Source organism: Caldimonas thermodepolymerans, from assembly GCF_015476235.1.
In the GTDB taxonomy this organism is placed as follows: Bacteria; Pseudomonadota; Gammaproteobacteria; order Burkholderiales; family Burkholderiaceae_C; genus Caldimonas; species Caldimonas thermodepolymerans.
The window spans coordinates 624,057-650,920 of sequence record NZ_CP064338.1 but is presented as its reverse complement, the minus strand read 5'-3'; the positions used below and the strand labels follow the sequence as shown (position 1 = coordinate 650,920).

At 71.3% G+C, this 26,864-nt stretch carries 23 protein-coding genes; 7 read left to right on the top strand and 16 right to left on the bottom strand.

From position 1 onward, the window contains the following. Window positions 1-168 precede the first annotated feature (168 nt). Complete coding sequence (locus IS481_RS03155) at window positions 169-852, bottom strand: TetR/AcrR family transcriptional regulator (RefSeq protein ID WP_104357173.1); 684 nt, start codon at window positions 850-852, stop codon at window positions 169-171. 122 nt (window positions 853-974) lie between these two features. Here IS481_RS03155 and IS481_RS03150 point away from each other — a divergent pair, with 122 nt between their 5' ends. The 3 genes from IS481_RS03150 to IS481_RS03140 are packed head-to-tail and all read left to right on the top strand — an operon-like array spanning window position 975 to window position 3,769. Beyond that, window positions 975-2,069: a thiolase C-terminal domain-containing protein gene (locus IS481_RS03150; protein WP_104357172.1), complete on the top strand. Its 1,095-nt coding sequence runs from the start codon at window positions 975-977 to the stop codon at window positions 2,067-2,069. Then, window positions 2,066-3,268 carry a thiolase family protein gene (locus IS481_RS03145; protein ID WP_104357171.1) on the top strand — a complete coding sequence of 401 codons (1,203 nt, stop codon included), beginning with the start codon at window positions 2,066-2,068 and terminating at the stop codon, window positions 3,266-3,268. The genes IS481_RS03150 and IS481_RS03145 overlap by 4 nt, the downstream gene beginning before the upstream one ends. Window positions 3,269-3,301: 33 nt before the next feature. Then, complete coding sequence (locus IS481_RS03140) at window positions 3,302-3,769, top strand: Zn-ribbon domain-containing OB-fold protein (RefSeq protein ID WP_232529443.1); 468 nt, start codon at window positions 3,302-3,304, stop codon at window positions 3,767-3,769. A 55-nt stretch (window positions 3,770-3,824) separates the two neighbouring features. Here IS481_RS03140 and IS481_RS03135 read toward each other — a convergent pair whose 3' ends face one another. The 3 genes from IS481_RS03135 to IS481_RS03125 form a co-directional block, all read right to left on the bottom strand. Beyond that, window positions 3,825-4,619: an ABC transporter ATP-binding protein gene (locus IS481_RS03135; protein WP_104357169.1), complete on the bottom strand. Its 795-nt coding sequence runs from the start codon at window positions 4,617-4,619 to the stop codon at window positions 3,825-3,827. A 20-nt stretch (window positions 4,620-4,639) separates the two neighbouring features. Further along, on the bottom strand, window positions 4,640-5,527 hold the full coding sequence (locus tag IS481_RS03130; protein WP_104357253.1) for an ABC transporter permease: 888 nt from the start codon (window positions 5,525-5,527) through the stop codon (window positions 4,640-4,642). A gap of 77 nt (window positions 5,528-5,604) precedes the next feature. After that, entirely contained in the window at window positions 5,605-6,576 is a 972-nt protein-coding gene (locus tag IS481_RS03125; RefSeq protein ID WP_104357168.1) for an ABC transporter substrate-binding protein, read from the bottom strand. 240 nt (window positions 6,577-6,816) lie between these two features. Between IS481_RS03125 and IS481_RS03120 the strand changes: the two genes are divergently transcribed. Next, a complete protein-coding gene (locus IS481_RS03120; RefSeq protein ID WP_104357167.1) occupies window positions 6,817-11,271 on the top strand; it encodes a PAS domain-containing protein in 4,455 nt (1,484 codons plus the stop codon). Between the two features lie 18 nt (window positions 11,272-11,289). Here IS481_RS03120 and IS481_RS03115 read toward each other — a convergent pair whose 3' ends face one another. The 5 genes from IS481_RS03115 to IS481_RS03095 form a co-directional block, all read right to left on the bottom strand. Then, window positions 11,290-11,787, bottom strand: coding sequence for a YbaK/EbsC family protein (locus IS481_RS03115; RefSeq protein ID WP_104357166.1), 498 nt, complete (start codon window positions 11,785-11,787; stop codon window positions 11,290-11,292). Next, a complete protein-coding gene (locus IS481_RS03110) occupies window positions 11,784-12,692 on the bottom strand; it encodes a hydroxymethylglutaryl-CoA lyase (RefSeq protein ID WP_104357165.1) in 909 nt (302 codons plus the stop codon). Before IS481_RS03110 ends, IS481_RS03115 begins: the two co-directional genes overlap by 4 nt. 77 nt (window positions 12,693-12,769) lie before the next feature. After that, window positions 12,770-14,758 carry an acetyl/propionyl/methylcrotonyl-CoA carboxylase subunit alpha gene (locus IS481_RS03105; protein WP_104357164.1) on the bottom strand — a complete coding sequence of 663 codons (1,989 nt, stop codon included), beginning with the start codon at window positions 14,756-14,758 and terminating at the stop codon, window positions 12,770-12,772. A gap of 122 nt (window positions 14,759-14,880) precedes the next feature. Beyond that, entirely contained in the window at window positions 14,881-15,675 is a 795-nt protein-coding gene (locus tag IS481_RS03100) for an enoyl-CoA hydratase/isomerase family protein (RefSeq protein ID WP_104357163.1), read from the bottom strand. A gap of 41 nt (window positions 15,676-15,716) precedes the next feature. After that, window positions 15,717-17,324: a carboxyl transferase domain-containing protein gene (locus IS481_RS03095; RefSeq protein WP_104357162.1), complete on the bottom strand. Its 1,608-nt coding sequence runs from the start codon at window positions 17,322-17,324 to the stop codon at window positions 15,717-15,719. A 137-nt stretch (window positions 17,325-17,461) separates the two neighbouring features. On the opposite strand from IS481_RS03095, the gene IS481_RS03090 reads away from it, so the two are divergent. Together IS481_RS03090 and IS481_RS03085 are read left to right on the top strand one after the other, a co-directional pair. Then, the gene (locus IS481_RS03090; RefSeq protein ID WP_419186846.1) at window positions 17,462-18,502 is read left to right on the top strand and encodes an AraC family transcriptional regulator; all 1,041 of its coding nucleotides are present in this window, start codon (window positions 17,462-17,464) and stop codon (window positions 18,500-18,502) included. Between the two features lie 13 nt (window positions 18,503-18,515). After that, a complete protein-coding gene (locus IS481_RS03085) occupies window positions 18,516-18,929 on the top strand; it encodes a VOC family protein (RefSeq protein WP_104357161.1) in 414 nt (137 codons plus the stop codon). A gap of 14 nt (window positions 18,930-18,943) precedes the next feature. Here IS481_RS03085 and IS481_RS03080 read toward each other — a convergent pair whose 3' ends face one another. Then, window positions 18,944-19,636 carry a DUF6776 family protein gene (locus IS481_RS03080; protein WP_104357160.1) on the bottom strand — a complete coding sequence of 231 codons (693 nt, stop codon included), beginning with the start codon at window positions 19,634-19,636 and terminating at the stop codon, window positions 18,944-18,946. Between the two features lie 112 nt (window positions 19,637-19,748). Next, the gene (locus tag IS481_RS03075) at window positions 19,749-20,732 is read right to left on the bottom strand and encodes a recombination-associated protein RdgC (protein ID WP_104357159.1); all 984 of its coding nucleotides are present in this window, start codon (window positions 20,730-20,732) and stop codon (window positions 19,749-19,751) included. Between the two features lie 115 nt (window positions 20,733-20,847). Between IS481_RS03075 and asd the strand changes: the two genes are divergently transcribed. After that, the gene (asd, locus tag IS481_RS03070) at window positions 20,848-21,711 is read left to right on the top strand and encodes an archaetidylserine decarboxylase (RefSeq protein ID WP_104357158.1); all 864 of its coding nucleotides are present in this window, start codon (window positions 20,848-20,850) and stop codon (window positions 21,709-21,711) included. 9 nt (window positions 21,712-21,720) lie between these two features. Here the strand turns inward: asd and IS481_RS03065 are convergent, their stop codons facing one another. The 5 genes from IS481_RS03065 to IS481_RS03045 form a co-directional block, all read right to left on the bottom strand. Then, a complete protein-coding gene (locus IS481_RS03065) occupies window positions 21,721-22,122 on the bottom strand; it encodes a rhodanese-like domain-containing protein (protein WP_104357157.1) in 402 nt (133 codons plus the stop codon). 35 nt (window positions 22,123-22,157) lie between these two features. After that, a complete protein-coding gene (locus tag IS481_RS03060; RefSeq protein ID WP_104357156.1) occupies window positions 22,158-22,760 on the bottom strand; it encodes a 2-hydroxychromene-2-carboxylate isomerase in 603 nt (200 codons plus the stop codon). A 166-nt stretch (window positions 22,761-22,926) separates the two neighbouring features. Then, window positions 22,927-24,891: a TRAP transporter large permease subunit gene (locus IS481_RS03055; RefSeq protein WP_104357155.1), complete on the bottom strand. Its 1,965-nt coding sequence runs from the start codon at window positions 24,889-24,891 to the stop codon at window positions 22,927-22,929. Continuing rightward, window positions 24,888-25,481, bottom strand: a complete 594-nt coding sequence (locus tag IS481_RS03050; RefSeq protein ID WP_104357154.1) for a TRAP transporter small permease subunit — start codon at window positions 25,479-25,481, stop codon at window positions 24,888-24,890. The genes IS481_RS03055 and IS481_RS03050 overlap by 4 nt, the downstream gene beginning before the upstream one ends. 75 nt (window positions 25,482-25,556) lie before the next feature. Beyond that, window positions 25,557-26,672: a TRAP transporter substrate-binding protein gene (locus IS481_RS03045; RefSeq protein ID WP_232529442.1), complete on the bottom strand. Its 1,116-nt coding sequence runs from the start codon at window positions 26,670-26,672 to the stop codon at window positions 25,557-25,559. Between the last annotated feature and the right edge of the window lie 192 nt (window positions 26,673-26,864).

The window sequence follows — 26,864 nt, the reverse complement described above, 5'->3', positions numbered from 1 at the left end:
CCATCAGCGGACCGGGTTCATGGGATGGCGTCATGTTGGAATTCGTGCCACACGCTGTCAAGTAGGTAAACCGACTGACTGGACGGTCAGCGCCTCAGGACTTACCCCAACAGGCATGAAAAAGGCCGGCAAAGCCGGCCTTTCGAACCAGGGAAAACACGTACGCCGTCAAGCGGACGCCGGCGCGGGCACGCCCTCGGCCCCCACCAGGATCAGCGAGGGATCGACGTTGAGTGCCGGCGCCGGGTGCGCCGAGAGCATGCGCTCGATGAACTGCACCAGCGCCACCGCGACCTGCTCGCCGCTCCATTCGCCGCCCGGCACGTACCACTTCTGCACCCAGTTGAGCGCCCCCAGTGCCGCGAACACCGCCAGCTTGGGGTTGCACGGCGCGACGCTGCCGTCCTGGATGCCGGCGGCGATCATGCTGCGCAGCTCGGCCTCGAAGCGGTCGCGCCGCTCGATGATCAGCGCCACCTTGTCCGGCGGCAGCGCGTGTTCCTCGAGCAGCACCACGTAGCAGGCCTCGTTCGAGAGGATGCGGCGCAGGTAGTTGCGCATCACCGCGCAGAACTGCTGCAGGTGCGTGCCGCCCGCCTCGCGCGCCTGGCGCACGCTCTCCTCCGCGGCGCCCATGGCGACGTCATGGCAGAAGTACAGCAGCTCCTCCTTGCTCTTGACGTAGGTGTAGAGCGCGGCCTTGCTGACCCCGAGCGTCTCGGCGATGTCGGTCAGCGAGGTGCCGTGGTAGCCCTTGCGGTTGAAGCTGGCCGCGGCCTCGCGGAGGATGGCCTGGCGCTTGGCCACGAACTGTGCATCGGCGCCCGGGACGGCGCCCTTCCATGTGCTCATGTCGGAGCTCCTTGTGCGTGGGGCGCATTGTAGCGCGATAAAACCGACCAGTCGGTCACTCGATTGACTTGTCGGATTGTTGTCGCTTACGATGACTTCACCCTGACCACCGAGACAGCCTCATGGAGACCTACGTCATCGGCCTGGGCATGAGCCCGCCCCACCCGGCGCAGCGCCGACTGCGCACCGAGGAACTCGCCTTCCAGACCGTGCGCGCCGCCCTGGCCGACGCCGGCGTCGAACGCGCCGAGGTCGACGCCGTGACGCTGGCCACCAGCGACGAGATGGACGGTCGCAGCATCAGCAGCATGCTGATGGCCGCCCCGTCCGGCGCCTACCTGAAGGACGAGATCCGCGTCACCGACTCGGGCCTGACCGGCCTGGTGCTCGGGGCGCTGCGCGTCGCGACCGGCCGCTACCACCTGGGACTGGTCGTGAGCTGGAACCACACCTCGCAGATCGACGTGCAGGACGTGATGCGCATGCGCGCCGAACCGTTCACGCTGCGCCCGGTGGGCATGAACGGCGCGATCGCCGACGCGCTGTTCGCCGGCGAGGTGCAGCGCCGCTGCGGCGTCGACGAGGACGCCGTCGCCGCGCGCATCGTGCTACGCCAGCAAGTGGCGCAGCGCAACCCGCGCGGGTTGCGACGCGCACCGCAGTCGGCCGAGGCGATCCGCGCCTCCAGCTACGACGCCTACCCGCTGCGGCGCGCCCACCAGGCGCCGGCCAGCGACGGCTGCGTGGCCTTCGTGCTCGCCTCCGGCGCCTGGCTGCGCGCGCACCCGCAGCACCGCGCGCTGGCACGCATCGCCGCGGTGACCAGCCACATCGACAGCTACCGGCTCGACGCCGGGCGCGTCGGCGCGATGGCCGGCTTCGATGCGGGCCTCGAGGACCTGCTGCGCCGCGCCGGCCGCGATCACGCCGCGATCGACGTGTTCGAGGCCGAGGCCCCCACCGGCTGGCACGAGGCCGCGATCGAGCACCACCTGGCCGGCCGCGACGTGCGTGCGCTCAGCCCCTCGGGTGGGGCCTGGGCGCAGCACCCGCTGTTCTGCATGGGCCTGGTCAACGCCGCCGAGGCGGCGCTGCAGGTCGCCGGCCGCGCCGGGGACGTGCAGGTCGAGGACGTGCACTTCGCCGTCGCGCACGGCAGCCACGGTTACGCCCAGCAGGGACACACCTTCGTCGCTTTCGAAAGGGTTGCCGCATGAGCCAGAACGTTGCCGTCATCGGCGTGGGCCAGACCGGCTTCCGCGCCCGGTGGGACTCGATGACCTACGTCGAGCTCGCCCAGCAGGCCGCGCTGCGCGCGCTGGCCGACGCCCGGCTGACGCCGGACGACATCGACGCGGTCGTCTTCTCGATGGCGCCCACGCACTTCATGGGCGTGGCCGACTGCGACAAGTGGGCCGTGGACTTCATCGGCGCGCGCGGCAAGCCGTTCATGCGCGTGCACACGGGCGGCGCCACCGGCGGCTCGGCCTTCCATGCCGCCTGGGCCCACGTGGCCAGCGGCCAGTACCGCCGCGTGCTGGTGATCGGCGCAGACCGCATCACCGAGACGCCCGACGCGCAGTTCGTGCTGAACCTGATCTGGGACCCGCTGTACGAGCAGGACTTCGCGCTCAACACCGTGACCATGACCGCGCTGTCCACGCAGCGCTACATGGCGCGCTACGGCGTCACGGAGGAGCAGTACGCCCGCGTGGTCGTGCGCGCGCGCCGCAACGCGATGCACAACCCCAACGCGCACCTCAAGGGCGAGATCACGGTGGACGACGTGATGAACTCCCCGCGCATCGCCTGGCCGTACAAGCTGTTCGACATCTGCCCGCGCTCGGCCGGCGCGGCGGCCATCGTGCTGGCCGACGAGGCCACCGCGCGCGAGGTGTGCGACCGGCCGGCTTTCGTGACCGGCGTGGGCGCGATCTCGAACACCGTGTTCCAGGGCGACCGCTGCGTGCCCACGGCCGACTGCGACTTCGCCGAGCACGCCGAGATCGCGATCGCCGCCAACGAGTGCTACCGCCAGGCCGGCATCACCAACCCGGCCAAGGAGATCCGGGTGGTCGAGATGTACGACCCGTTCAGCTCCTTCCAGTTTCCGGAGCTGGAATCGATGGGCTTCTGCCCGCGCGGCAGCGCGGCGCGCCTGAGCGACGAAGGCGCCTTCGACCCCGACGGCATGGTCGCGGTCGGCCCCTCGGGCGGCACGCTGTGCACGAACCCGATCGGCGTGACCGGCCTGGTGCGCGTGGCCGACGCCGCGCTGCAGGTGATGGGCCGCGCCGGCGCGATGCAGGTCAGCGGCGTGCGCAATGCGCTGGCCACCGCCGCGGGCGGGTCGGCGCAGTTCTTCGCCTGCACGCTGCTGTCCGACGAACCGCGCGGCCAGGCCGCCCTGGCCTGAGCCTCCCACCCACTTTCGACGACGGAGTCCGCCGTGACCACTGCCACTCAAGAACCGATGATCCTGCCGGCCGAATGGCGGGTGCGCTACAACTACCCGGTCGGCGAGACCGGGACGCGCTTCTTCAGCGCGCTGCGCGAGAAGAAGATCCTCGCCACGCGCTGCAGCGCCTCGGGGCTGAGCTACCTGCCGCCGCGCGCCTACTGCGAGCGCAGCTTCCAGCCCTGCGACGAATGGGTCGAGGCCGGCACCACCGGCACCATCGAATGCGCGACCATCGTGACGGCCGCGTTCGAGAACCTGCCCCCGCCGCCCTACGCGATCGCCTACGTGCGCCTGGACGGCGTGGACACCGCGCTGATCAACTTCGTGCAGGGCCTGGACCTGTCCGACGTGCCGGCCGCGGCGCGCCGCCTGCAGCCGGGCACGCGGGTGAAGGTGGTGTTCCGCGACCAGCCGGAAGGCCGCATCACCGACTTCCACTACGAGCTGATCGACTGAAACGAAAAAGGGAGGCCGCGGCCTCCCTGCTTCATCGTGCGGCGCGCGGGCGCCTTCAGCCCAGCAGCAGCGCGTCGTCGGCGAGCTTCTCGCCGCGCACCTTCTCGAACATCGCGAGCAGGTCGGCCACGTCCATGCGCCGGCGCTCCTCGCCGGAGACGTCCAGCACCACCTGGCCCTGGTGCAGCATCACGGTGCGGTCGCCCACGTCCAGCGCCTGGCGCATGCTGTGGGTGACCATCATCGTGGTGAGCTTGTTCTCGGTCACGATGCGCGCGGTCAGCTGCAGCACGAAGTCCGCGGTGCGCGGGTCCAGCGCCGCGGTGTGCTCGTCCAGCAGCAGGATGCGCGAGGGCTGCAGCGCCGCCATCAGCAGGCTCACCGCCTGGCGCTGGCCGCCCGACAGCAGGCCGATGCGGTCGCTCAGCCGGTTCTCCAGGCCCAGGCCCAGCGTGGCCAGGCGCTCGCGGAAGAACTCACGCATCGCCGGCTTGACCGCCAGCGACAGCCCGCGCGAGGCGCCGCGCCGCTGCGCCAGCGCCATGTTCTCCTCGATGGTCAGGTCCTCGCAGGTGCCGGCCATCGGGTCCTGGAAGACCCGCGCCACCCGTTGCGCACGCTCCCACACCGGGGCACGGGTCACGTCGGTGCCGTCGATCACGATGCGGCCGCTGTCGACCGCCAGGTCGCCCGAGACGGCGTTCAGGAAAGTGGACTTGCCGGCCCCGTTGGAGCCGATCACGGTGACGAACTGGCCGCTGGGGATCTCCAGCGACAGCCCGCGCAGCGCGCGGGTCTCGATCGGCGTGCCGGGGTTGAAGGTGATGGCAAGGTTCTGTGCACTCAGCATGTCGGGGCTCCCGGCAGCGATCAGGACGCACGCCGCGCCAGCTTGCGCTTGAGCTGCGGCACCACCAGCGCCACGGCCACGAGCACGGCGGTGACGAGGTTGAGGTCCTGGGCCTTCAGGCCGATGAAGTCGCTGTTGAGCGCCAGCGCAATGAAGAAGCGGTAGACGATCGCGCCGACCACCACCGCCAGCGTGGCCCACACCAGGCGACGCGAGGGCAGGATGCTCTCGCCGACGATCACCGCGGCCAGGCCGATCACGATGGTGCCGATGCCCATGGAGATGTCCGCGCCCCCCTGGGTCTGCGCGAACAGGGCGCCGGCCAGCCCCACCAGCGCGTTGGAGATCGCCATGCCCAGCAGCACCATCGCGCCGGTGTTGACGCCCTGCGCGCGCGCCATGCGCGGGTTGGAACCGGTGGCGCGGATCGCCAGGCCCCGCTCGGTGGCGAAGAACCAGTCCAGCAGCAGCTTGGCCAGCACCACGATGACCAGCAGGATCAGCGGGCGCGCGACGTAGTCGTCCAGGCTCTCGGGCTGCAGCTGGGTGAACAGCGTCGGGTCGTTGATCAGCGGCACGTTGGGCCCGTCCATGATGCGCAGGTTGACCGAGTACAGCGCGATCATCATCAGGATGCTCGCCAGCAGGTCCATGATGCGCAGCTTGACGTTGAGCCAGCCGGTGACGAGGCCGGCCACCGCACCGGCGGCGGTCGCGGCCGCCGTGGCCATCCAGGGGTTGGTGCCGGTGGAAATCAGGATGGCGCACACCGCGCCGCCCAGCGGGAAGCTGCCGTCCACCGTGAGGTCGGGAAAGCGCAGCAGGCGGAACGAGATGAACACGCCGAGCGCAACGAGGCTGAAGATCAGGCCGATCTCAACGGCGCCGAGCAGCGAGAACAGGGACATGGCGGGCAGGGCAAAGAACGAAGGGATGGCAGGAAACACGCGGGGGCCGCGCGCGGCGGCCCCCGTGGCGGTTCAGGTCACTGCACGACCTGGGCCGCGGACTTGATCAGCTCGTCGGAGAGCTTGACGCCCTGCTTCTCGGCGGCGCCCGGGTTCACGTACAGCTCCAGCTTGGTGCTGACTTCGGGCTTGATGTCGCCGGGCTTCTCGCCCTTGAGGATGCGCACCACCATGCGGCCGGTCTGCTCGCCCAGGTCGCGGTAGTTGATGCCCAGCGCAGCGATCGCGCCGCGCTTGACGCTGTCGGTATCGGAGGCGACCAGCGGGATCTTGGCGTCCTGGCCGACCTTGACCAGCGATTCATAGGCCGACACGACGTTGTTGTCGGTGTTGGTGTAGATCACGTCGACCTTGCCGATCAGGCTGCGCGCGGCGCTGCCCACGTCCACCGAGCGCGGCGCGGCGGCCTCGACCAGCGTCATGCCCAGCTTGGGCAGCAGGGCCTGCAGCTGCTTGACCACCACCACCGAGTTGGCCTCGCCGGGGTTGTAGACCATGCCCACGCGCTTGGCGTTCGGCACGACCTGGCGCAGCAGCTCGATCTGCTTGTCCAGCGCCAGCAGGTCCGACACGCCGGTCACGTTGGTCCCGGACGCTTCCCAGCTCGGCACCAGCTTCGCGGCCACCGGGTCGGTCACGGCCGAGAACACCACCGGCACGGTCTTGGTCGCGGCGACCACGGCCTGGGCCGAAGGCGTGGCGATCGCGACGATCGCATCGGGCTTGTCGCCGACGAACTTGCGCGCGATCTGCGCGGCGGTGCCGGTGTTGCCCTGGGCGCTCTGGTACTGCCACTTCAGGTTCTTGCCGGCTTCGAAGCCGGCTTCCTTCAGCGCCGCCTGCACGCCGTCGCGCACCGCGTCCAGCGCGGGGTGCTCGACGATGGCCGTCACGGCGACGGACTTCTGTTGCGCCAGCGCGGGGGTCATGGCCGCCAGGGCCAGGGTCAGGGCGCCGAGAGGCTTCCAGGGCAACTGCTTGATGTTCATTGCGGTCTTCCAACTCCGAGACAACAGGAGCGCCCTGGCCCGGGCGCTCGAAAGGGGAGCCAGGGAGTTTACCCGTGCCTTCCGCCACATGCTGGTGCATGGCCATGCCCGGCCTGGCGCAGGCGCCCGGCACCGGCGATGCGCCGGGACCACAGCCGGGCCAACTTTGACCGGTCCCCGTCCGCCACCGTGTTTCCCCTTCACCATGCGCAGGCCCCCCGTGTTACGTTTGCGCACACCATGCGCACCTCCCTGCCCACCCCCCTCCCGTCGCGCGAGGCGGCCCCGTCGCGCGCGTGGGGCTGGCTGTGGAACGCGACCCCGCTGCTGCCGGCCGGCGACCTCGCGCCGTTCTGGACCGGCGGCTGCGCGGTGCTCGCCGCGCTGGCGCTGTGCGGCGCGCCTGCGGCCTGGGGGCTGACGCCGGCTCCCGTCCTTCCGGCCGCGGTGGCGGCACTGGCCGCGGCCGCGCTGTACGCGCTGCACCGGCTCGCCCGGCGGCACGAGCCGGGCTGGCTGCCTCCTGCCGCCGCCTGCCTGTGGCTGGTGGCCTGCGCCGTCTGGAGCACCGCCACGACCAGCCCCGCGCTGCTGCGCTGGATGCTGGCGCTGCCGGTGCTGGTCGCGCTGCCGCTGCTGCTGGGCGCGCGCGCCGGCTGGCTGACCGCGATCGTCGCCGTGGCCGCCGGCTGGGCCTGTGCGCCGCCCGGCACGGGGGCGGCGGCCCTGCTGCTGCCGCCCGTCGCGACCTGCCTGCTCGGGCTGGCGCTGCGCGCCCCGCTGCAACGGCCACGCAGCCCGGGAACGCCCGACGACGCGCACGACACCGAGCTCAGCCTGCTGACCAGCCGGCTGGAGCTGGCCGCCGGCATCGGCGACCTGGGGGTGTGGGAGTACGACGTCGCGCAGCAGCGCTTCCTGGTGGACGAGCGCTTCTGCATGCTGTACGGCGAGCCCGGGCCGGGCCGCTGGCTGCCGGCGTCCTGGCTGAAGGAACGGGTGCACCCCGAAGACCTGCCCAAGCTGGAGGCCCGCTTCGACGACGCGCTGCTGCAGGGCCACATCTACGACATGCGCTTCCGGGTGATGCACCCGGACGGCAGCATCCACTGGCTGCGCAGCGTCGGCAAGGTCGAACGCGACGGGCACGGCCAGGCGGTGCGCGTGGTCGGCCAGGACCAGGACGTCACCGAAGAGGAACTCAACCGCCAGCGCCTGCAGCAGGCCATGCAGCGCCACGACCTGGCAGTGCGCGCGATGCGCGGCATGGTCTGGGAATACGACCCGGTGACCGGCCGCGTGACGCGCGACCTGCGCGCGGCCTCGCTGCTGGGGCTGGCGCCGCACGAAGGCATCCGCACGCTCGACGAGATGCTGCACCAGGTGCCGCCCGGCTCGCGCGAGGCCTGCCGGCGCTTCATCGAGCGCATCCGCCGCGGCCCGGACGCGCTGATCGAAGAGGTGCTGCCCTTCTACCACCGCGACGGCTCGCTGCGCCACCTGCGCCTGCACGTGCTGGTCGAGCGCGACGCCGACGGCCGGGTGCTGCGCGCCACCGGCATCAACATCGACGTCACCGGCGAGGTCGAGACGCGCGAGCGCATGCGCGCGCTGACCGAGACGCTGCGCCTGGCCACCGAGGCCGGCCGACTGAGCGTGTGGGCCTTCGACTTCCGCACGCGACGCTTCGACATCGACGCGATCGGCCGCGAGCAGCTAGGCATGGGCGACGCGCCGGCAGCGCAGTGGGACGAGGTGCTCGCCTTCGTGCACCCCGAGGACCGCCCCGAGCTGGAGAAGGCGCTGGCCGCGGTCGAGAACGGCGCGCAGCACGTCGAGGTGCGCTACCGCGCCGGCACCGAGGAGCGGCTGCGCTGGCTGCGCAGCGCCGGGCGGGTCGAGCTCGACGAGCACGGGCGGCTGCACCGCCTGCTCGGCGTGAGCTGGGACATCACCGCCGACGTGATGGCCGAGACCGCGCTGCGGCGGGTCAACGAACGGCTGATGATCGCGCTGTCGGCGGTGCACGCCTCGGTGTGGGAGTACGACGCGCGCACCGGGCGCCTGCAGTGGGACGAGCACGGCGCCGAGCTGTTCGGCGTCGACCCCAACGGCGGCCTGCGCGCCTGGGAACAGGTGCTCACGCCCGACTGCGCGCGGCAGGCCGTCGAGACGCTGCGCACCCACCTGCGCGACCCGGCCTGCCTGACCTTCGAGCTCGAGTACACCATCCGCCACTCGCAGCGCGGCCTGCGCTACATCCGCTGCGTGGGCCGCAACGAGCGCGACGACCAGGGGCGGCTGGTGCGCACCGTCGGCCTGGACCTGGACGTCACGCCGCAACGCCAGACCGCGCGCCACGCCGAGGAACTGGCCAGCCGCCTGCAGCTGGCCATCTCGGTCTCGCGCCTGGGCATCTGGATGCTGGACCTCCACACCGGCCGCAGCGAGTGGAACGAGGAGCTCTACCGCATCTTCGGCCTGGACCCGCAGCAGGTACCCCCCAGTGTCCATGCCTGGGAGGAGCGCATCCATCCCGACGACCGCGAGCGCGTGCTCAACGCCGCGATGCGCACCTGGACCGGGCAGCACTCGGACGTCAACGAATACCGCGTCGTGCGTCCCGACGGCGAGGTGCGCCACGTGCGCACCATCCTCAGCCACGTGCGCGATCCGCAGGCCGGCGTGCAGCGCGTGGTCGGCGCCACCTTCGACGTGACCGCCGAGAAGCGCGCCACCGAGGCGATCGAGCGCGCCCGCCTGGCCGCCGAGGAGGCCAACCGGCTCAAGAGCGAGTTCCTCGCCAACATGAGCCACGAGATCCGCACCCCGATGAACGCGGTGATCGGCATGACCGAGCTGGCCCTGGGCGGCGCGCTGCCGCCGCGCGAGCACCAGTACATCGCCAAGGCCAACGCCGCGGCGCGCAGCCTGCTGGGCGTGCTCAACGACATCCTCGACTTCTCCAAGATCGAGGCCGGCCGGCTCGAGGTGGAACGCACCGAGTTCGTGCTGCACGAGGTGCTCGAGCGCGTCACCGACGTGGTGGCGCTGCAGGCCGGGGAAAAGGGCCTGGAGCTGGTGGTCGACGTCGACCCCGCGCTGCCGGCGCGCCTGGTCGGCGACCCGACCCGCGTCGCGCAGGTGCTGACCAACCTGGTGGCCAATGCCGTCAAGTTCACCGAGGCCGGGCGCGTGATCGTGCGCGTCGCGCCTTCGGCGGTGCAGCCGCTGGCGCAGGACCTGCGGCTGCGCTTCGAGGTGGCCGACACCGGCATCGGGCTCAGCGACACCGAGCAGGCGCGCCTGTTCGAGGCCTTCACGCAGGCCGATGCGTCCACCACCCGGCGCTTCGGCGGCACCGGCCTCGGGCTGGTGATCTGCCGGCGCCTGCTGCAGCTGATGGGCGGCGAGATCGGCGTGCGCTCGCAGCCCGGGCAGGGATCGCTGTTCTGGTTCGAGCTGCCGCTGGGCCGCGGCGCGACCGCCGAACCCCTGGTGCCGGCGCTGCCGCCCGGCCGGCAACGCCGGGTGCTGGTGGTCGACGACGACGCGGCCACCCGCGCCGCGCTGGCGCGCCAGCTGCGCGCGGCCGGGCACACCGTGGCCGAGGCCGCCGATGTCGACGAGGCGCGCCGCCACTGGGCGCTCGCCCGCGCGCAAGCCCCGCAGCAGGCCACCGCCGTGCTGATCGACGCCGGCCTGCCCGAGGGCACGGGCCTGGCGCTTGCCACCGAGCTCGCCGGGACCACGCCCCGCCCGCACATCGTGCTGACCTGCCGCCCGCACGAATACGACGCGCTGCGCGCCCACGCGCCGCCGGTGGCCGCCCACGCCTGCCTGGCCAAGCCGCTGCTGCCCGCACAGCTGACCAGCCTGTTCGACGGCAGCGCCGAGGCGCAGCACACCGCGCCGGCCCCCTTGCAGGCCCCGCCCTCGCTGCGCGGCATGAAGGTGCTGCTGGCCGAGGACAACCCGCTCAACCGCGAGCTGGCGATCGAGCTGCTGCAGCGCGCGGGGGTGCAGGTCAGCACCGCGAGCACCGGCGCCGAGGCGCTGGCGGCGGTGCAGAGCCAGGAGTTCGATGTGGTGCTGATGGACGTGCAGATGCCGGACATGGACGGCTTCGAGGCGACGCGGCGCGTGCGCGCGCTGGGCGGGCCGCGCGCCTTCGTGCCCATCATCGCGATGACCGCGCATGCGATGGCCGGCGACCGCGAACGCTCGCTGGCCGCCGGCATGGACGACCACCTGGCCAAGCCGATCGACTCGGCGGTGCTGCTGCGCACGCTGCTGCGCTGGGGCCGCGGGCGCCACGCCGGCCCGACGCATCCGCCGGCACCGCCGCGCCTGCCCCCGCCGCCGGCGGCTGGCCCGTTGCGGGTGCTGGACGTGGACCTGGGGCTGCGCGCCTGCGGCGGCAACGCCGCGATCTACAAGCGCGCGCTGCGGCGCTTCGCCGAGGTGTACGAGCGCAGTCCGGTGCGTGCCGGCGACCCGCCCGACACCCAGCAGCGGGAGGCGCACAGCCTCAAGGGGGCGGCAGCGACGCTGGGCATGTCGGCGCTGTCGGAACTGGCCCGCGAGCTGGAACTCGCCGCGCGCGCCGGCCAGCCGCTGGTGCAGGAGCAGCTGGAGCGGCTCGAGCGCGCGCTGCGCGACGCACGCCGCGCCGCGCTGGCCCAGCTGACGTGAGCGGCATGCCGCCCGGACTCAGGCGGCGGTGACGTCCTCGACCGGGGCGCCGGTCAGGCGCGCCAGGTCCTGCGGCGTGACGCGGAACACCCCGTTGGGGTGGCCGGCCGCGGCCCAGACCTCGTCGAAGCGGAACAGCTCGCGGTCGATCAGCAGCACCGGCGGCTCGAGGTGGCCGACCGGCGAGACGCCGCCGATCGCAAAGCCGGTGCGCGCCTTCACGTACTCCGCGTCGGCGCGGCCCAGCGCGCCGACCAGGGCCGAGACCTTCTTCTCGTCGACCCGCTTGTCGCCCGAGGTGATCACCAGCACCGGCCGGTCGTCGTCCTTGCGGCGGAACACGATGCTCTTGGCGATCTGCCCGAGCTGGATGCCCAGCGCGTCGGCGGCTTCCTGCGCGGTGCGCGCGGGCACCTCGAGGAACACCGGCGCGTGCGGGTGGCCCGCCTCGCGCAGCACCTGCGTGACGCGGCGGAAGCCCTCGGGGCGTTGCAGCAGCACGGCATCCTCGCTCATGCAGCCCCCCGCCTCGACAGCACCGCGTTGGCCACGCGCGAGACCGGCTTGCGGCCCAGCACGTCGGAAATGAACTTGCCCGCGTCGACCAGGCGGTCCAGGTCGATGCCGGTCTCGATGCCCAGGCCGTGCAGCAGGAACACCACGTCCTCGGTCGCGACGTTGCCGGTCGCGCCCTTGGCATACGGGCAGCCGCCCAGGCCCGCGACGCTCGCGTCGAAGGTGTGGATGCCCATCTCCAGGCAGGCGTAGACGTTGCCGATGGCCTGGCCGTAGGTGTCGTGGAAATGGCCGCTCACCTCGGCGATCGGGTAGTGCTTGAGCGCGCGCTCCATCACCGCCTGCACGCGCCGGGGCGTGCCCACGCCGATGGTGTCGGCGATGCCCACGTGCTGCACGCCGATGTCCTTCATCAGCCGCACCACGCGCTCCACCTCGTCGGGGCTGACCTCGCCCTGGTAGGGGCAGCCCAGCGCGCAGGACACCGCGCCGCGCACCTTGATCCCCTGGGCGCGTGCGGCCTCCACCACCGGGCGGAAGCGCTCGATCGACTCCTCGATCGAGCAGTTGATGTTGCGCTGGCTGAAGGCCTCGCTCGCCGCGCCGAACACGACGATCTCGTCCGGGCGCGTGGGCAGCGCCGCCTCCAGGCCCTTCATGTTGGGCACCAGCACCGAGTAGCGCACGCCGGGCTGGCGCTGCACGCCGGCCATCACCTCGGCGTTGTCGGCCATCTGCGGCACCCACTTGGGGCTGACGAAGCTGGTGACCTCGATCTCGCGCAGGCCGGCGGCCTGCAGGCGATGCACCAGCTCGACCTTGTGCGCGGCGCTGACGGCCTGTTTCTCGTTCTGCAGGCCGTCGCGCGGCCCCACGTCGACCAGGGTGACTCGCTGTGGAAACATCTCTCGGGACTCCTCGTCGTGACCCTTCATTGTGACCTGCCGCGCGGCGCGCTGCAGCCGCCGCGGCCGGCACCGGCTCAGTCCGCCGGCTGCAGGCGCAGCAGCTCGGCGCCCTCGTCGACCTGGTCGCCCACGCCGTAGAGCAGCTCCTGCACCACCCCGTCGGCCGGTGCGACGATGCTGTGCTCCATCTTCATCGCCTCCATCACCGCCAGCGCCTGGCCCTTGGCGACGCGCTGGCCGGGCTGCACGTGCAGCGCGATCAGCTTGCCCGGCATCGGTGCGGTCAGCCGCCCGGCGTCGTGGCCGCCCTCGCCGGCATGGACGATGGGGTCGATCCAGGTCAACGACAGGTGGCCGTCGGCGCCGAACACCGCGAAGGACTCGCCGTGGCGGTAGACCGACAGCGTCCAGCGCTGCTCGCCCAGCCGCACGTCGTGGCGGTCGCCGCCCAGCGCGCGCGCCTGCAGCGGCAGCTGCAGCTCGCCCAGCTGCAGCAGGTGCGAACCGTCGTGCTGGTAGGCCAGGTAGGCGACGTGGCGCTGCCCGCCCACGTCCAGCTCCATGCGCCGGCGCGCCGCACCGTGCAGGCGCCAGCCGTCGCGCCGCGACCAAGGGTCGTCGTCCTGCAGGGCGGCCTCCTCGGCCAGCACGCAGGCCGCCACCCCGGCCACCGCGCAGGGCAGCGACAGCCCCGGCACGTCGAACAGCGCCTCGCGTTCACGCTCGATCAGTGCGGTGTCGAGGTCGGCCTGCACGAACGAGCGGCTGGCCACCACCCGGCGCAGGAAGGCCACGTTGGTGTGCAGGCCCACGACATGGGTCGCGGCCAGCGCCGCCTGCAGCCGCGCCAGCGCCTGCTCGCGCGTGGCCCCGTGCACGATGAGCTTGGCGATCATCGAGTCGTAGTACGGCGTGATCTCGTCGCCCTCGCGCACGCCGGCATCCAGCCGCACCGGCGCGACGCGGAACTCGGCCGCCTCGGGGGTGCGGAACACCCGCAGCCGCCCGGTGGCCGGCAGGAACTGCGCCTCCGGGTTCTCGGCGCACAGGCGCGCCTCCATCGCGTGGCCCTCGATGCGCAGCTCGTCCTGCAGGCGCGGCAGGCGTTCGCCCGCGGCCACGCGCAGCTGCCACTCGACCAGGTCCTGCCCGGTGATCGCCTCGGTCACCGGGTGCTCGACCTGCAGGCGGGTGTTCATCTCCATGAAGTAGAAGCGCCCGTCCTGCTCGGCGATGAACTCCACCGTGCCCGCGCCGACATAGCCCACCGCGCGCGCGGCGGCCACCGCGGCCTCGCCCATCTCGCGGCGGCGCGCCTCGGTCATGCCCGGCGCGGGCGCTTCCTCCAGCACCTTCTGGTGGCGGCGTTGCACCGAGCAGTCGCGCTCGAACAGGTGGACGTAGTTGCCGTGCGTGTCGCCGAACACCTGGATCTCGATGTGGCGCGGGCGCGTGACGTAGCGCTCGACCAGCACGTGGTCGCTGCCGAAGCTGGCCTGCGCCTCGCGCTTGCACGAGGCCAGCGCCTCGATGAAGTCCTCGGCGCGGTCCACGCGCCGCATGCCCTTGCCGCCGCCGCCCGCGCTGGCCTTGATCAGTACCGGGTAGCCGATGCGGTCGGCCTCGCCGAGCAGGAAGTCGGCATCCTGCCGGTCGCCGTGGTAGCCCGGCACCAGCGGCACGCCGGCGCGCTCCATGAGCACCTTGGCGGCCGACTTGCTGCCCATCGCGGCGATCGCCGAGGCGGGCGGGCCGATGAACACCAAGCCGGCCTCGGCACAGGCCGCGGCGAAGGCCTCGTTCTCGCTCAGGAACCCGTAGCCCGGGTGGATGGCCTGAGCACCGGTGCGGCGCGCGGCCTCGATGATGCGCTCCCAGCGCAAGTAGCTGTCGCGCGGCGCCGCCCCCCCGATGTGCACCGCCTCGTCGCAGGCCAGCACGTGCTTGGCCTGCGCGTCGGCATCGGAGTGGACCGCGACGGTGCGGATGCCCAGGCGCCGCGCCGTGGCCGCCACGCGGCAGGCGATCTCACCGCGGTTGGCGATCAGGATCTTGTCGAACATGTCAGTCTCCCGCGGTGAGATCGCCTGCGCACGCTACGCGTGCCATGCGTTCTGTCTGCGCCGCTGCGCCGGCTCGCGCCGGCTGGTCACCGCGGTTGGCAATCAGGATCTCGTCGAACATCTCAACCCCCTTGCGACACGGCCCAGGCCGGTGCCCGCTTGTCGAGGAAGGACCGCACGCCCTCGCGCCCCTCGTCGCTGGCGCGGATGTCGGCAATGCGGCGCGCGGTGTCGTCGCGCAGCCCGGCGGTGATCGGCTGGCCGGCGACGTCCTGCACCAGGCGCTTGCAGGCCTTGACCGCCTCGGGCCCGTTGGCCACCACCGTCTGCACGATGGCGTCGACCTTCGCGTCGAACGCCTCGGGCGCGCACACCTCGTGCACGAAGCCGAGGCGGTACGCCTCGGCGGCGCTGAAGCGCTCGGCGGTGACGAAGTAGCGGCGCGCGGCCTGCTCGCCCATCGCGCGGATCACGTAGGGACTGATGGTGGCCGGCAGCAGGCCGAGCTTCGCCTCGGACAGGCAGAAGTGCACGCCCTCGGCCGCGACCAGCACGTCGCACACCGCGGCGAGCCCGACGCCGCCCGCGTAGCAGTCGCCGTGGATGCGGCCGATCACCGGCACCGGGCAGCTGTACAGCGTCCACAGCATCTGCGCCAGGCGCGAGGCGTCCTCGCGGTTCTGGTCCCAGGTGTAGCCGGCCATCTTGCGCATCCAGTTGAGGTCGGCCCCTGCGCTGAAGGCCTTGCCGTGGCCGCCGAGCACGATGGCGCGCACGGTCGGGTCCTGGCCCAGCCGCGTGAAGGTCGCGGTCAGCGCCGCGATGGTCTCGTCGTCGAAGGCGTTGCGCACCTCGGGACGGTTGAGGTAGACGCGGGCCACCGGCCCGTCGATGCGCAGTTCCAGCGGAGTCTGCATGTCGGCTGTCCTTTCGCCTGGTTGGTGCACGGCAACGCGCGTCACATGCGGAACACGCCGAAGCGCGCGTCAGGAATCGGGGCGTTGAGCGCGGCGGACAGGCCCAGCGCCAGCACGCGGCGCGTGTCGGCCGGGTCGATCACGCCATCGTCCCACAGCCGCGCCGAGGCGTAGTACGGATGGCCCTGGCGCTCGTACTGGGCACGGATCGGCGCCTTGAAGGCTTCCTCCTCCTCGGCGCTCCACTGACCGCCCTTGGCCTCGATGCCGTCGCGCTTGACGGTGGCCAGCACGCTGGCGGCCTGCTCGCCGCCCATCACGCTGATGCGCGCGTTCGGCCACATCCACAGGAAGCGCGGGCTGTAGGCACGGCCGCACATGCCGTAGTTGCCGGCGCCGAAGCTGCCGCCGATGATCACGGTGAACTTGGGCACCTGCGCACAGGCCACCGCGGTCACCATTTTGGCGCCGGCGCGCGCGATGCCGGCGTTCTCGTACTTGCGCCCCACCATGAACCCGGTGATGTTCTGCAGGAACACCAGCGGGATCTTGCGCTGGCAGCACAGCTCGATGAAGTGCGCGCCCTTCTCGGCGCTCTCGATGAACAGGATGCCGTTGTTGGCGACGATGCCCACCGGCATGCCCTCGATGTGCGCGAAGCCGCACACCAGCGTGGTGCCGTAGCGGGCCTTGAACTCGTCGAACTCGCTGCCGTCGACGATGCGCGCGATCACCTCGCGCACGTCGTAGGGCTTGCGCGTGTCGGTGGGGATCACGCCGTACAGCTCCTCGGCCGGGTACTTCGGCTCGCGCGGCGGGATGCATGCCAGCGGGCTCGACTTGCGCCAGTTGAACCGCGCCACCGCCGCGCGCGCCAGGGCGAGCGCGTGCAGGTCGTTCTCGGCCAGGTGGTCGGCGACGCCCGACAACCGGGTGTGCACGTCGCCGCCGCCCAGCTCCTCGGCGCTGACCACCTCGCCGATGGCTGCCTTCACCAGCGGCGGGCCGCCGAGGAAGATCGTGCCCTGGTTCTTCACGATGATGGTCTCGTCGCTCATCGCCGGCACGTAGGCGCCGCCGGCGGTGCACGAGCCCATCACCACCGCCAGCTGCGGGATGCCCTGGGCGCTCATGTTGGCCTGGTTGTAGAAGATGCGCCCGAAGTGCTCGCGGTCGGGGAACACGTCGTCCTGGTTGGGCAGGTTGGCGCCGCCCGAGTCGACCAGGTAGATGCACGGCAGCCGGTTCTGCTGCGCGATCTCCTGCGCGCGCAGGTGCTTCTTGACCGTCATCGGGTAGTAGGTGCCGCCCTTGACGGTGGCATCGTTGCAGACGATCACGCACTCGACGCCGGACACCCGCCCGATGCCGGCGATCATCCCCGCGCCGGGCGCCTCGTTGTTGTACATGTCCAGCGCCACCAGCGGCGCGATCTCGAGGAAGGGCGTGCCGGGGTCAAGCAGCATCTCGACCCGCTCGCGCGGCAGCAGCTTGCCGCGCGCCAGGTGCTTGGCCCGCGCGGCTTCGCCGCCGCCCTGGGCGATGCGCTCGAGCTGCGCGTTCAGGTCACCGACCAGCGCCCGCATCGCGTCGGCGTTGTGCCGGAACTCCTCGCTGCGCGGATTGAGGCGGGATTCGAGCATGGGCATGGGTGCGTCTCCTGCAGGCAACCACCACAGCGCAGGCACGAAGGGGGTCGCCGTAAAACGCCAAGGGTAGGCAGCCGCACCGCACAGAACAAGTCAACCAGGTTGCAAATCCTGCCATCCGTTGCCACACTTGCAGGGTGCGCGCCCCCCGTCCCTCCGAGCCCCCTGCCGCGGTCACGCCGGTGGCCTTCATCCGTGCCATGCTGCTGGCCTTCGAGCGCTACGGCGCGGACCCGTCCGAGGCGCTCAGACAGGCACAAATCACGCCAGCCCTGTTGCGCCAGCCGCAGGCGCGCATCACGGCGGTGCAGATGGAGACCTTCTCGCGCCTGGCGATGCAGCAGCTCGACGACGAGGCGCTGGGCTGGTTCTCGCGCCGCCTGCCCTGGGGCAGCTACGGGATGCTCAGCCGCGCCTCGCTGAGCGCGCCGACGCTGGAGGTGGCGCTCAAGCGCTGGTGCCGCCACCACGCGCTGCTGACCGACGACATCCTGTTCCGCCTGTCGGTGCAGGACGGCGCCGCGCGCATCCAGATCGAGGAGCGCCGCGCGCTGGTGCCGCCGATGCGCGAGCTGTGCCTGCTGACCAGCCTGCGCAACCTGCACGGCTACGCGTCCTGGGTGATCGATTCACGCATCCCGCTGCTGGAGACCACCTTCCCGTTCGAGGCGCCGCCGCATGCCGACGTCTACCCGCTGCTGTTCCCGTCCGGGCCGGTGCGCTTTGCCGCCGGGCCGGCCGGCTTCGGCTTCGACGCGCGCTACCTGGCGCTGCCGCAGCGGCGCGACGAGCGCGCGCTGCAGGCCATGCTGCAGCACGGCGTGCGCCTGATCGTGCTGCCCTACCGGCGCGACCGGCTGCTGGCCGAGCGGGTGCGCGAGCTGCTGCGCACGCGCGGTGCCGGGCTGCGCACCGCCGAAGCGCTGGCCGAGGCGCTGCACCTGTCGGTGCGCACGCTGCACCGCCAGCTGCGCGACGAGGGCGTGTCGCTGCAGGCACTGAAGGACGAGGCGCGCCGCGAGCAGGCGATCGAGCTGCTGCGCCGCACCGCGCGGCCGGTCAAGCAGGTGGCGCTGGCCGCGGGCTTCGCCAACGAAAAGAGCTTCGCGCGCGCCTTCAAGGGCTGGACCGGGCTGTCGCCGAGCGAGTTCCGCGCACGGGAACACGGCGCGGCGTAACATCGGGCGCACCATGAAAAGCCTGTTCCACCTCGCCTACCACGTGCACGACCTGGACGCGGCGCGCGACTTCTACGGGCGCGTGCTCGGCTGCCGCGAAGGCCGCAGCACCGACACCTGGGTCGATTTCGACTTCTTCGGCCACCAGATCTCGCTGCATCTGGGCGAGCCGTTTCCCACCACGGACACCGGCCGCGTCGACGGCCACCTGGTGCCGATGCCGCACCTGGGCGTGGTGCTGGAGCTGCCCGACTGGCAGGCGCTGGCGCAGCGCCTGCGCGAGGCCGGCGTGGCCTTCGTGATGGAGCCGCAGGTGCGCTTCGAGGGGCAGCCCGGCGAGCAGTGGACGATGTTCTTCCGCGACCCCTCGGGCAACCCGATCGAGGTCAAGGGCTTCCGGTCGCTGGACAGCGTCTACGACCGCTGAGCGGGCCGGCCGCCTCAGCGCACGTAGAGCACGCGCATCCCGGACAGCGTGCCGCCCGGGCGGTCGAGCACCTGCACCGTGGTCTGGCGCGGCCGGAAGCCTTCGGGCAGCGGCACGCTGCCGCGCACGCTCTCGAAGCGCTCGATGGTCACCGGCACCGGGTCGAGCCGGATGGTGCGCTCGGGGCCGTCGATCGGCGAGCCGGCGACGACGAACTGCAGCACGCCCTGGAACGGCCGCTTGCCGCTGGCATCGCGCGACAGCACGATGTCGTAGGTCAGCGCGTTGCCTTCCTGCTGGAAGCGCGCGGCGCGCACCGCCACCGCGCTGCCGCGCGGATCGGGCGGCAGCGCGGCGACCAGCGCGCCCATGTCCTCGCGCAGGCGGGCGATGGTCTCGCGGCTGGTGGCCAGCTCGCGGCTCAGGCGCTCCTTGTCGGCCAGCGCGGCCTCGAGCTGCTCGCCGGTCTTGCCCAGCTCGCCCTGCAGGCGCTGGCGCTCGGCCTCGGCTTCTTCATAGGCGCGCTGCAGCCGGGCCGACTCTTCCATCGACAGGCGCGGAGGCAGCACGCGCTGCTGCACGTAGAACACGCCGCCGATGCCGAGCCCGGCGCCGATCAGCAACAGCACGAGCCACCGTGGCATCACGGCACGGGAACGTCGTGAACCGTAGCGGTCGAGCACGACGGGCTTGGGTCTTCCGAACATGGAAAGGAATTCTTCTCAGCAGAACAGGGGTGGTGCGGGTCGCAGCACCCGCAAGGGTAACGCGGTTGGACACACCCTTTGAAACAAGGCGCACACGCGCACGCCGCGGGACTCAGGCCGCGGCCGGCTCCTCCCACGGCGGCACGCCGGCGTGCGCGTCGGCGCTCGCCTGCGGTGCGGCGGCCGCACGGTACAACTTCTCACGATCGAGCTCGCCGCCGAGCGCCTCGACCAGATCCGGGATCAGCTTGCCAAGTTCCCCGGTCATCAGCGCGACGTCGGCGTCGAAGCCGCCATCCTCGTCGCTGCGCGCGCCTTCGAGCACCACGTCAAGCGGCCTGATCTTCTTGAGGACCAGCGATTCCGTCAACACGAAGGACACGCGGTTGTCCCAGGTCAAGGCCAGCTGCGTGGGCAGCTTGCCCTGCTCGATGTGCCGGGCGACCTCGTCGATGTCCAGCGTGTGGCGGGTGTAACGCACGGTGGCCTTCTCGCTGTCGGGCTGCTTGAGCTCGCATTCGCGGTCGATCGTGAAGCCGGCCGGTGCCTCCTTGCTGCGCAGCCACTGCGCCATCGCGGTGGCCGGTGCGGTCTCGGTCTGCAGCGGGCTCATGCTCAGGGCGCCGTCGAACAGCTCGACCAGCCGCGTCACCACCGCGTCCGCACGCTTGATGCCCGAGGCCTCGACCACCACCCAGCCTTGCGCCGGCGCGATCCACACGGTGGTCGTGCCGCGCTTGGGGAAGGCACGCGGCAGCAGCTCGCGCACGATCTCCTCCTTCAGCTCCTTGGCACGCTTGCCGCGCGGGCGGCGGCCGGTCTCCTGCTCGATGCGGTCGAGCTGCTCCTCGAGGCGGCTCTTGACCGCCGAGGCCGGCACCGACTTCGTCTCGGTGCACAGCTTGAGGATCCACTGCCCGCCCACGCTCTCGATCATCGCGCCGTGCTTCTCGCCGCGCGGCTCGACCCAGCCGGCCGACTCCTGCTGCGTCGCGCCGCACTCGGCAAAGCGCGCGCCGGCCAGCCGCGCCTCGAGCGTCGCGAGTTCGGGGCGCTCCCACTGGTGGATGCGAAAGACGATGGCGTTCTTGAACATGGCGGCAAGTTCCAGGCTGAAGGGGGCGGATTGTAGGCGGCCGGCCCGCGCGGCCCTGCCGCCGCCAGGGCGCAAGCCCCTCGGTACACTTGTGGTTTTGCCCTGCACTGCCCACGTGTCGCCACGCCTTGCCGTCCTGCCCCAGTACCTGCTCCCGAAACGCGCGCTGACCACGCTGGCCGGCCGACTGGCTGCCGCCGAAGGCGGTGCGCTCACCACCGCGGCGATCCGCTGGTTCATCAAGCGCTACGGCGTGGACATGCGCGAAGCGGCCGAGCCGGACCCGGCCGCCTACCGCAGCTTCAACGAGTTCTTCACGCGGCCGCTGAAGCCCGGGGCGCGGCCGATCGCGCGTGCCGACCTGGTCTGCCCGGTCGACGGCGCCATCAGCCAGTTCGGCCGCATCCGGCACGACCGCATCCTGCAGGCCAAGGGCCACGACTACACGGTGCCCGCGCTGCTGGGCGGCGACCCGATGCTGGCCGCGATGTTCCTCGACGGCGAGTTCGCCACGCTGTACCTGAGCCCGAAGGACTACCACCGCATCCACATGCCCTGCAGCGGGCGGCTGCGCCGCATGATCCACGTGCCGGGCGACCTGTTCTCGGTCAACCCGACCACCGCGCGCGGCGTGCCCGGGCTGTTCGCGCGCAACGAGCGCGTGGTGTGCGTGTTCGACGGCGAGCGCGGGCCCTTCGTGATGGTGCTGATAGGCGCGACCATCGTCGGCAGCATGGCCACCGTCTGGCACGGGATGGTCAACCCGCCCCGCCCGGGCGAGGTGCGCGAGTGGCACTACGACGGACACGTGCGGCTGCGGCAGGGCGAGGAGATGGGCCGCTTCCTGCTCGGCTCGACGGTGGTGATGCTGTTCCCGCGCGACTGCCTGCGCTTCAACGCCGACTGGGCGCCGGAGCGACCGGTGCGCATGGGCGAGGCGATGGCGAGCTACCTGCCGCTGCCGCGCGAAGAAGAGTGAGGCGCGCGCTCAGCCCTTCTTCGCCTTGGCCTCGACCGGGGCACCGGCGGCCTTCCAGGCCGTGAAGCCGCCGTCGATGTGCGCCACCTTCGGCAGGCCCATGTCCTGCAGCGTCTTCGTCGCCAGCGCCGAGCGCCAGCCGGCCGCGCAGAACAGGATGAATTCCTTGTCCTCGGCGAACACCGGGCGGTGGTAGGGCGACTCGGGGTCGACCCAGAACTCCAGCATGCCGCGCGGCGCGTGCACCGCTCCGGGGATCACCCCGTCGCGCTCCAGCTCGCGCACGTCGCGCACGTCGACGAACTGCACCGACGGGTCGCCCAGCCGGGCGCGCGCTTCCTCGACGCTGTAGGTCTTCACGACGGCCATGGCCTCGTCGACCAGGGCCTTGTAGCCCTTCTTCAGTCCCATCGCGGTCTCCTGTCTCGACGATGACGGCCTGCCGCTCAGAACGGCCCCTGGCTCAGCCACCGCTCCATCTGTGCCTTGCGGTCGTTGCCCCAGAACGGCTCGCCGTCGATCACGAAGAACGGGGCGCCGAACACCCCGGCGGCGATCGCCGCCTCGTTGGCCTGCTTGAGCCGCTCCTTCCACACCGGATCGTTCCACACGCCCTCGGCCACCTGCGGGTCGAGTCCGAACTCGGCCGCCAGCCCCTTGAGCGCCTCGGGGTCGGACAGGTCCACGCCGCGCCCGAAGTAGGCACGAAAGCATGCGCGCGCCCAGGCGGTGGAACGCGCCGGATCGCTGCCGCACAGCCACCAGAACACCCGCGCCGCGTTCTGCGTCGCGATCGGGAAGCGGGACGGCTGCCGGAACGGCACGCCTTCGGCGCGCGCCGAGCGGGCGAAGTCGCGCAGCACGTACTCTCGCTTGAGCGGGTGCTCCACCGGCGGCTTGAGGCCGGAGACACGGAACGTGGCGCCCAGCAGGATCGCGTGCCAGCGCACGGTGCGCCCGTGGCGCGCCGCCAGCGCGTCGATCCATTCCGAGGCGATGTAGGAGTAAGGCGACGAGAAGTCGAAGTAGAAGTCGATCGGTGACGGCATGGCTCACTTGTACTGCAGTTGCGGCATCCGCATCCCTGCAGGGTGCAGGGGAATCCGCCATGCTAGACAGAGGCCGCCGGCGAGGACCTAGCGTTAACCCGGGCTTGCGGCCTGCGCCGTGCGCACAGCGCAGGCCGCGGGGGACGCTGCCCCGGTCGCGCGCCACTTACTTGTAGAGCAGCTGCGGCAGCCACAGCCCGATGGCCGGGAACGCGTACAGCAGGAAGATGGCCAGGATCTGGATGCCCATGAAGGGCAGCATGCCGAGGAAGATCTGGTTCAGCGTCACGTGCGGCGGCGCCACGCCCTTGAGGTAGAAGGCCGACATCGCCACCGGCGGGCTGAGGAACGCGGTCTGCAGGTTCAGCGCCACCAGCAGGCCGAAGAACAGCGGATCGACGCCGAAGTGGTCCAGCAGCGGGATGAAGATCGGCATGAAGATCACGATGATCTCGGTCCACTCCAGCGGCCAGCCGAGCAGGAAGATCAGCACCTGCGACAGCACCATGAACTCGACCTTGCTGAGGTTGAGCCCCAGCACCCAGCGCTCGACCAGCTCCTGCCCGCCCAGCAGGGCGAACGCCGACGAGAAGATCGCCGAGCCGACGAACAGCCAGCACACCATCGCCGAGGTCTTGGCGGTCAGGAACACCGACTCCTTGACCACCGAGAGGGTCATCTGCTTGTAGGCGAAGGCAAGCAGGAAGCCGCCCAGCGCGCCGATGGCCGCCGCCTCGGTGGGCGTGGCCAGGCCGAACACGATCGAGCCCAGCACCGCCAGGATCAGCACCAGCAGCGGGAAGAACGAGCCCAGGAGCATCTTGTAGACCTCCAGGCGCGTGAAGCTGAGCGCGGCGTAGAACGCCAGCACGACCACCCCCAGCACCCCGAAGGTCCACCACCACCAGTTCGGCAGGGGCCGGGCTTCGGGCGCCGCCCCCGCAGCGGGCTCGGTGGCCGCCGGCGGCTCGGCCACGCCCTCGGCCGGCATGCCGGCCGCTTCTTCCTCTTCGGCCCCCGGCGGCTCCGACACGCCCTGCGCACCGGGAGGCTCCTGCACGCCGTCGGCCCCCGGTGGTTCGGCCAGGCCGCCGTCGGCCCCCGGGGGCTCGGCGAGGCCGGAGGATTCCGCCGGGCCGGGGGTCGAGAACCCGATCGGCTGGATGTCGTACTCCACCACCTCGACCGGCGCGGTCGCGCTGCGGTACGTGGTCACCGCCAGCACGAGGAACAGCAGCCCCGGCATCACGACGATCACCAGCTGGCGCAGCAGGTAGCCGAGCGGCACCTCGGCGTTGCGCGGGCCCTTGAGCGCCCCGAGCAGGCGCGGCAGCGCATGCCGGCGGCCGTCGTTGCCGGCGATCCGCGCCAGCGGCGGGGGCAGCTCGACGCGCCGCGCCTCGGCCGACAGCGGCGGCGCCGTGTGCGGCCGCAGCTTGGCCATCAGGATCACGTACAGCACGTACAGCCCGGCCAGCATCAGCCCGGGGAAGAAGGCCCCGGCATACAGCTGCACCACCGACACGCCTGCGGTCGCGCCGTAGACGATCAGCAGCACCGACGGCGGGATCAGGATGCCCAGGCAGCCGCCCGCGGTGATCGAGCCCGCGGCCAGCGGCACGCTGTAGCCCGCGCGCAGCATGGCTGGCAGCGCCAGCAGTCCCATCAGCGTGACGACCGCGCCGACGATCCCGGTGGCGGTGGCGAACACGGCGCAGGTCACCAGCGTGGCAACCGCCAGCGACCCCGGGATGCGCGCCATCGACAGGTGCAGGCTGCGGAACAGCTTCTCGATCAGGTTGGCCCGCTCGACGAGGTAGCCCATGAAGACGAACAGCGGGATGGCGATCAGCACGTCGTTGGCCATCGTCCGGTACGCGGCCTGCACCATCAGGTCCAGCGTGCGCTGGGTGTTGCCGTCGTAGGCCAGCCACGTGAAGATCATCCCCATGCCCATCAGCGTGAACGCCGTGGGAAAGCCCAGCATGATGGCCACCACCACCATCGACAGCATCAGCAGGCCGAGGTGCCCGTGGGTGATGCGCTCGACGCCCAGCAGCATCACCACGGCCGACAGCACCACCAGGGCCATCAGGCCCAGGCCGAACCACAGTTCCTTGCGGATCTTCACGGCCGGCCTCCTTCGCTGGCGGTGTCGTCGGCGTGCACCATCTCCTTGAGCTTGTCGACGTCGACTTCCTCGACGTCGGGTTCACGCGAGGGCCATTGCCCGTCGCGCAGGCACAGCACGCAGCGCACGATCTCGGCGGCACCCTGCAGCAGCAGCGCGAGGCCGGCCACCGGGATGACGAACTTGAACGGATACAGCGGCAGCGGCTCGGCCGAGAAGGTCTGCTCGCGGATCGCGAGCGACTCCTGCGCGTAGGTCCAGCCGGCCCAGGTCAGCGCGACGATGCCGGGCAGGAAGAACACGATGTAAAGCACCAGGTCCACCGCCGCCTGCGTGCGCGGCGAGAAGAAGCCGTACAGCACGTCGCCGCGCACGTGGCCGTTCTTGCACAGCGTGTAGGCGCCGGCCAGCATGAACAGCGTGCCGTAGAGCATGATCTGGGCATCGAACACCCAGGCGTGAGGGCGGTTCAGAGCGTAGCGGGAGAACACCTCCCAGCTGATCAGCAGGGTCAGCAGCACCACGGCCCAGGCGGCAACCTTTCCCAGCCAGGTCGACAGCGCGTCGACCGCAAGCAGCAACTTCTGCATGTGATCTTTCGTGCCTGGGGAAGCGGGACAACACGAGGGCGCCGCCCAGGCGCCCTCGTGCACGGCGGCAGCGCGTCAGCGCTTGCCCGAGAAGTAGTGGTTGTAGGCCATCTTGTAGTCGACCATGGTGTCGTTCTGCCAGCGGCCGCAGCGTTGCGCAAAGGCACGCATCGAGTCCATGACGCGCTTGAACATCGGGTTCTCGGCCGCCTTCCTGGACGTCACCTTGTCCCAGGCCGCCAACTGCGCGCGCAGGATCGGGTCAGGCGTCTTGTAGAACTTCACGCCGTCCTTCTCCTGCATCTCGAAGTAGTCCTTCGAGTAGCGGTCGATGGCCTTCCAGCTCATGTCCGCGGAGGCCGCCTGCACGGCATAGTCGATCACCGCCTTCAGCTCCGCGGGCAGCGAGTCGTACTTGGTCTTGTTGAACAGCACCTCGAACTGCTCGCTGCACTGGTGGAAGCTCTGCAGCATGCAGTTCTTGGCCACGTCCGGGAAGCCCAGGGCACGGTCGCTGGAGGCGTTGTTGAACTCGGCCGCGTCGATCAGGCCGCGGTCCAGCGCCGGCACGATCTCGCCGCCGGGCAGCGGGTTGACCGCCAGGCCCATCTCGGTGAACACGTCCACCGCCAGGCCCACGGTGCGGAACTTCAGGCCCTTGAGCTCCTCGACGCGCGCCACCGGCTTCTTGAACCAGCCCAGCGGCTGCGTCGGCATCGGCCCGTAGAGGAAGGACTGCACGTCGAGGTTGAGGCTCTTGTAGATCTCGTCCAGCAGCTCCTTGCCGCCGCCGTAGTAGTGCCAGGACAGCACCATGTTCGGGTCCATGCCGAACGCCGGCCCGGAACCCCACAGCGCCACGGCCGGGTTCTTGCCGTACCAGTAGGCCACCACGCCGTGGCCACCGTCGAGCGTGCCCTTGCCGACCGCATCGAGCAGCTGGAACGCCGGCACCACGGCACCGGCAGGCAGCACGTCGATCCTCAGGCGGTTGCCCGCCATGTCGTTGACCTTCTTGGCGAAGTCGAGCGCGAACTCGTGGAAGATGTCCTTCGCCGGCCAGGTACTCTGGAAGCGCATCGTGACGGTCTGCGCGGTCGAAATCGCCGGGAAGGCCGCGGCACCGGCACCAACGGCGCCCGCACCGGCGCGCTTGAGGAAGCGACGGCGTTGGGAGGAAGTCTGACTCACGGCTGTCTCCTGCTCTTGAGGTGGATGGGACGGCCCCTCGTCTCTGCCGGACGGGTGGGTCGTCGCCATCGTAGACAGCGACGCAAGAGGGGGGGCTAGCGAAAACCCGCGCCGCTGCGGGCTATGGAGACAGGAAAAAACCCGTATCCGCCCGCGCCGCGCAGGGCCGTGCGCGTCACTGGCGGCCGAAGC

What these genes read in the sequence shown, in the direction of transcription:
- IS481_RS03155 (WP_104357173.1), bottom strand. Translation starts at nt 852, where the DNA reads ATGAGCACATGGAAGGGCGCCGTCCCGGGCGCCGATGCACAGTTCGTG.
- IS481_RS03150 (WP_104357172.1), top strand. Translation starts at nt 975, where the DNA reads ATGGAGACCTACGTCATCGGCCTGGGCATGAGCCCGCCCCACCCGGCG.
- IS481_RS03145 (WP_104357171.1), top strand. Translation starts at nt 2,066, where the DNA reads ATGAGCCAGAACGTTGCCGTCATCGGCGTGGGCCAGACCGGCTTCCGC.
- IS481_RS03135 (WP_104357169.1), bottom strand. Translation starts at nt 4,619, where the DNA reads ATGCTGAGTGCACAGAACCTTGCCATCACCTTCAACCCCGGCACGCCG.
- IS481_RS03130 (WP_104357253.1), bottom strand. Translation starts at nt 5,527, where the DNA reads ATGTCCCTGTTCTCGCTGCTCGGCGCCGTTGAGATCGGCCTGATCTTC.
- IS481_RS03125 (WP_104357168.1), bottom strand. Translation starts at nt 6,576, where the DNA reads ATGAACATCAAGCAGTTGCCCTGGAAGCCTCTCGGCGCCCTGACCCTG.
- IS481_RS03120 (WP_104357167.1), top strand. Translation starts at nt 6,817, where the DNA reads ATGCGCACCTCCCTGCCCACCCCCCTCCCGTCGCGCGAGGCGGCCCCG.
- IS481_RS03115 (WP_104357166.1), bottom strand. Translation starts at nt 11,787, where the DNA reads ATGAGCGAGGATGCCGTGCTGCTGCAACGCCCCGAGGGCTTCCGCCGC.
- IS481_RS03110 (WP_104357165.1), bottom strand. Translation starts at nt 12,692, where the DNA reads ATGTTTCCACAGCGAGTCACCCTGGTCGACGTGGGGCCGCGCGACGGC.
- IS481_RS03105 (WP_104357164.1), bottom strand. Translation starts at nt 14,758, where the DNA reads ATGTTCGACAAGATCCTGATCGCCAACCGCGGTGAGATCGCCTGCCGC.
- IS481_RS03100 (WP_104357163.1), bottom strand. Translation starts at nt 15,675, where the DNA reads ATGCAGACTCCGCTGGAACTGCGCATCGACGGGCCGGTGGCCCGCGTC.
- IS481_RS03095 (WP_104357162.1), bottom strand. Translation starts at nt 17,324, where the DNA reads ATGCCCATGCTCGAATCCCGCCTCAATCCGCGCAGCGAGGAGTTCCGG.
- IS481_RS03085 (WP_104357161.1), top strand. Translation starts at nt 18,516, where the DNA reads ATGAAAAGCCTGTTCCACCTCGCCTACCACGTGCACGACCTGGACGCG.
- IS481_RS03080 (WP_104357160.1), bottom strand. Translation starts at nt 19,636, where the DNA reads ATGTTCGGAAGACCCAAGCCCGTCGTGCTCGACCGCTACGGTTCACGA.
- IS481_RS03075 (WP_104357159.1), bottom strand. Translation starts at nt 20,732, where the DNA reads ATGTTCAAGAACGCCATCGTCTTTCGCATCCACCAGTGGGAGCGCCCC.
- IS481_RS03065 (WP_104357157.1), bottom strand. Translation starts at nt 22,122, where the DNA reads ATGGGACTGAAGAAGGGCTACAAGGCCCTGGTCGACGAGGCCATGGCC.
- IS481_RS03060 (WP_104357156.1), bottom strand. Translation starts at nt 22,760, where the DNA reads ATGCCGTCACCGATCGACTTCTACTTCGACTTCTCGTCGCCTTACTCC.
- IS481_RS03050 (WP_104357154.1), bottom strand. Translation starts at nt 25,481, where the DNA reads ATGCAGAAGTTGCTGCTTGCGGTCGACGCGCTGTCGACCTGGCTGGGA.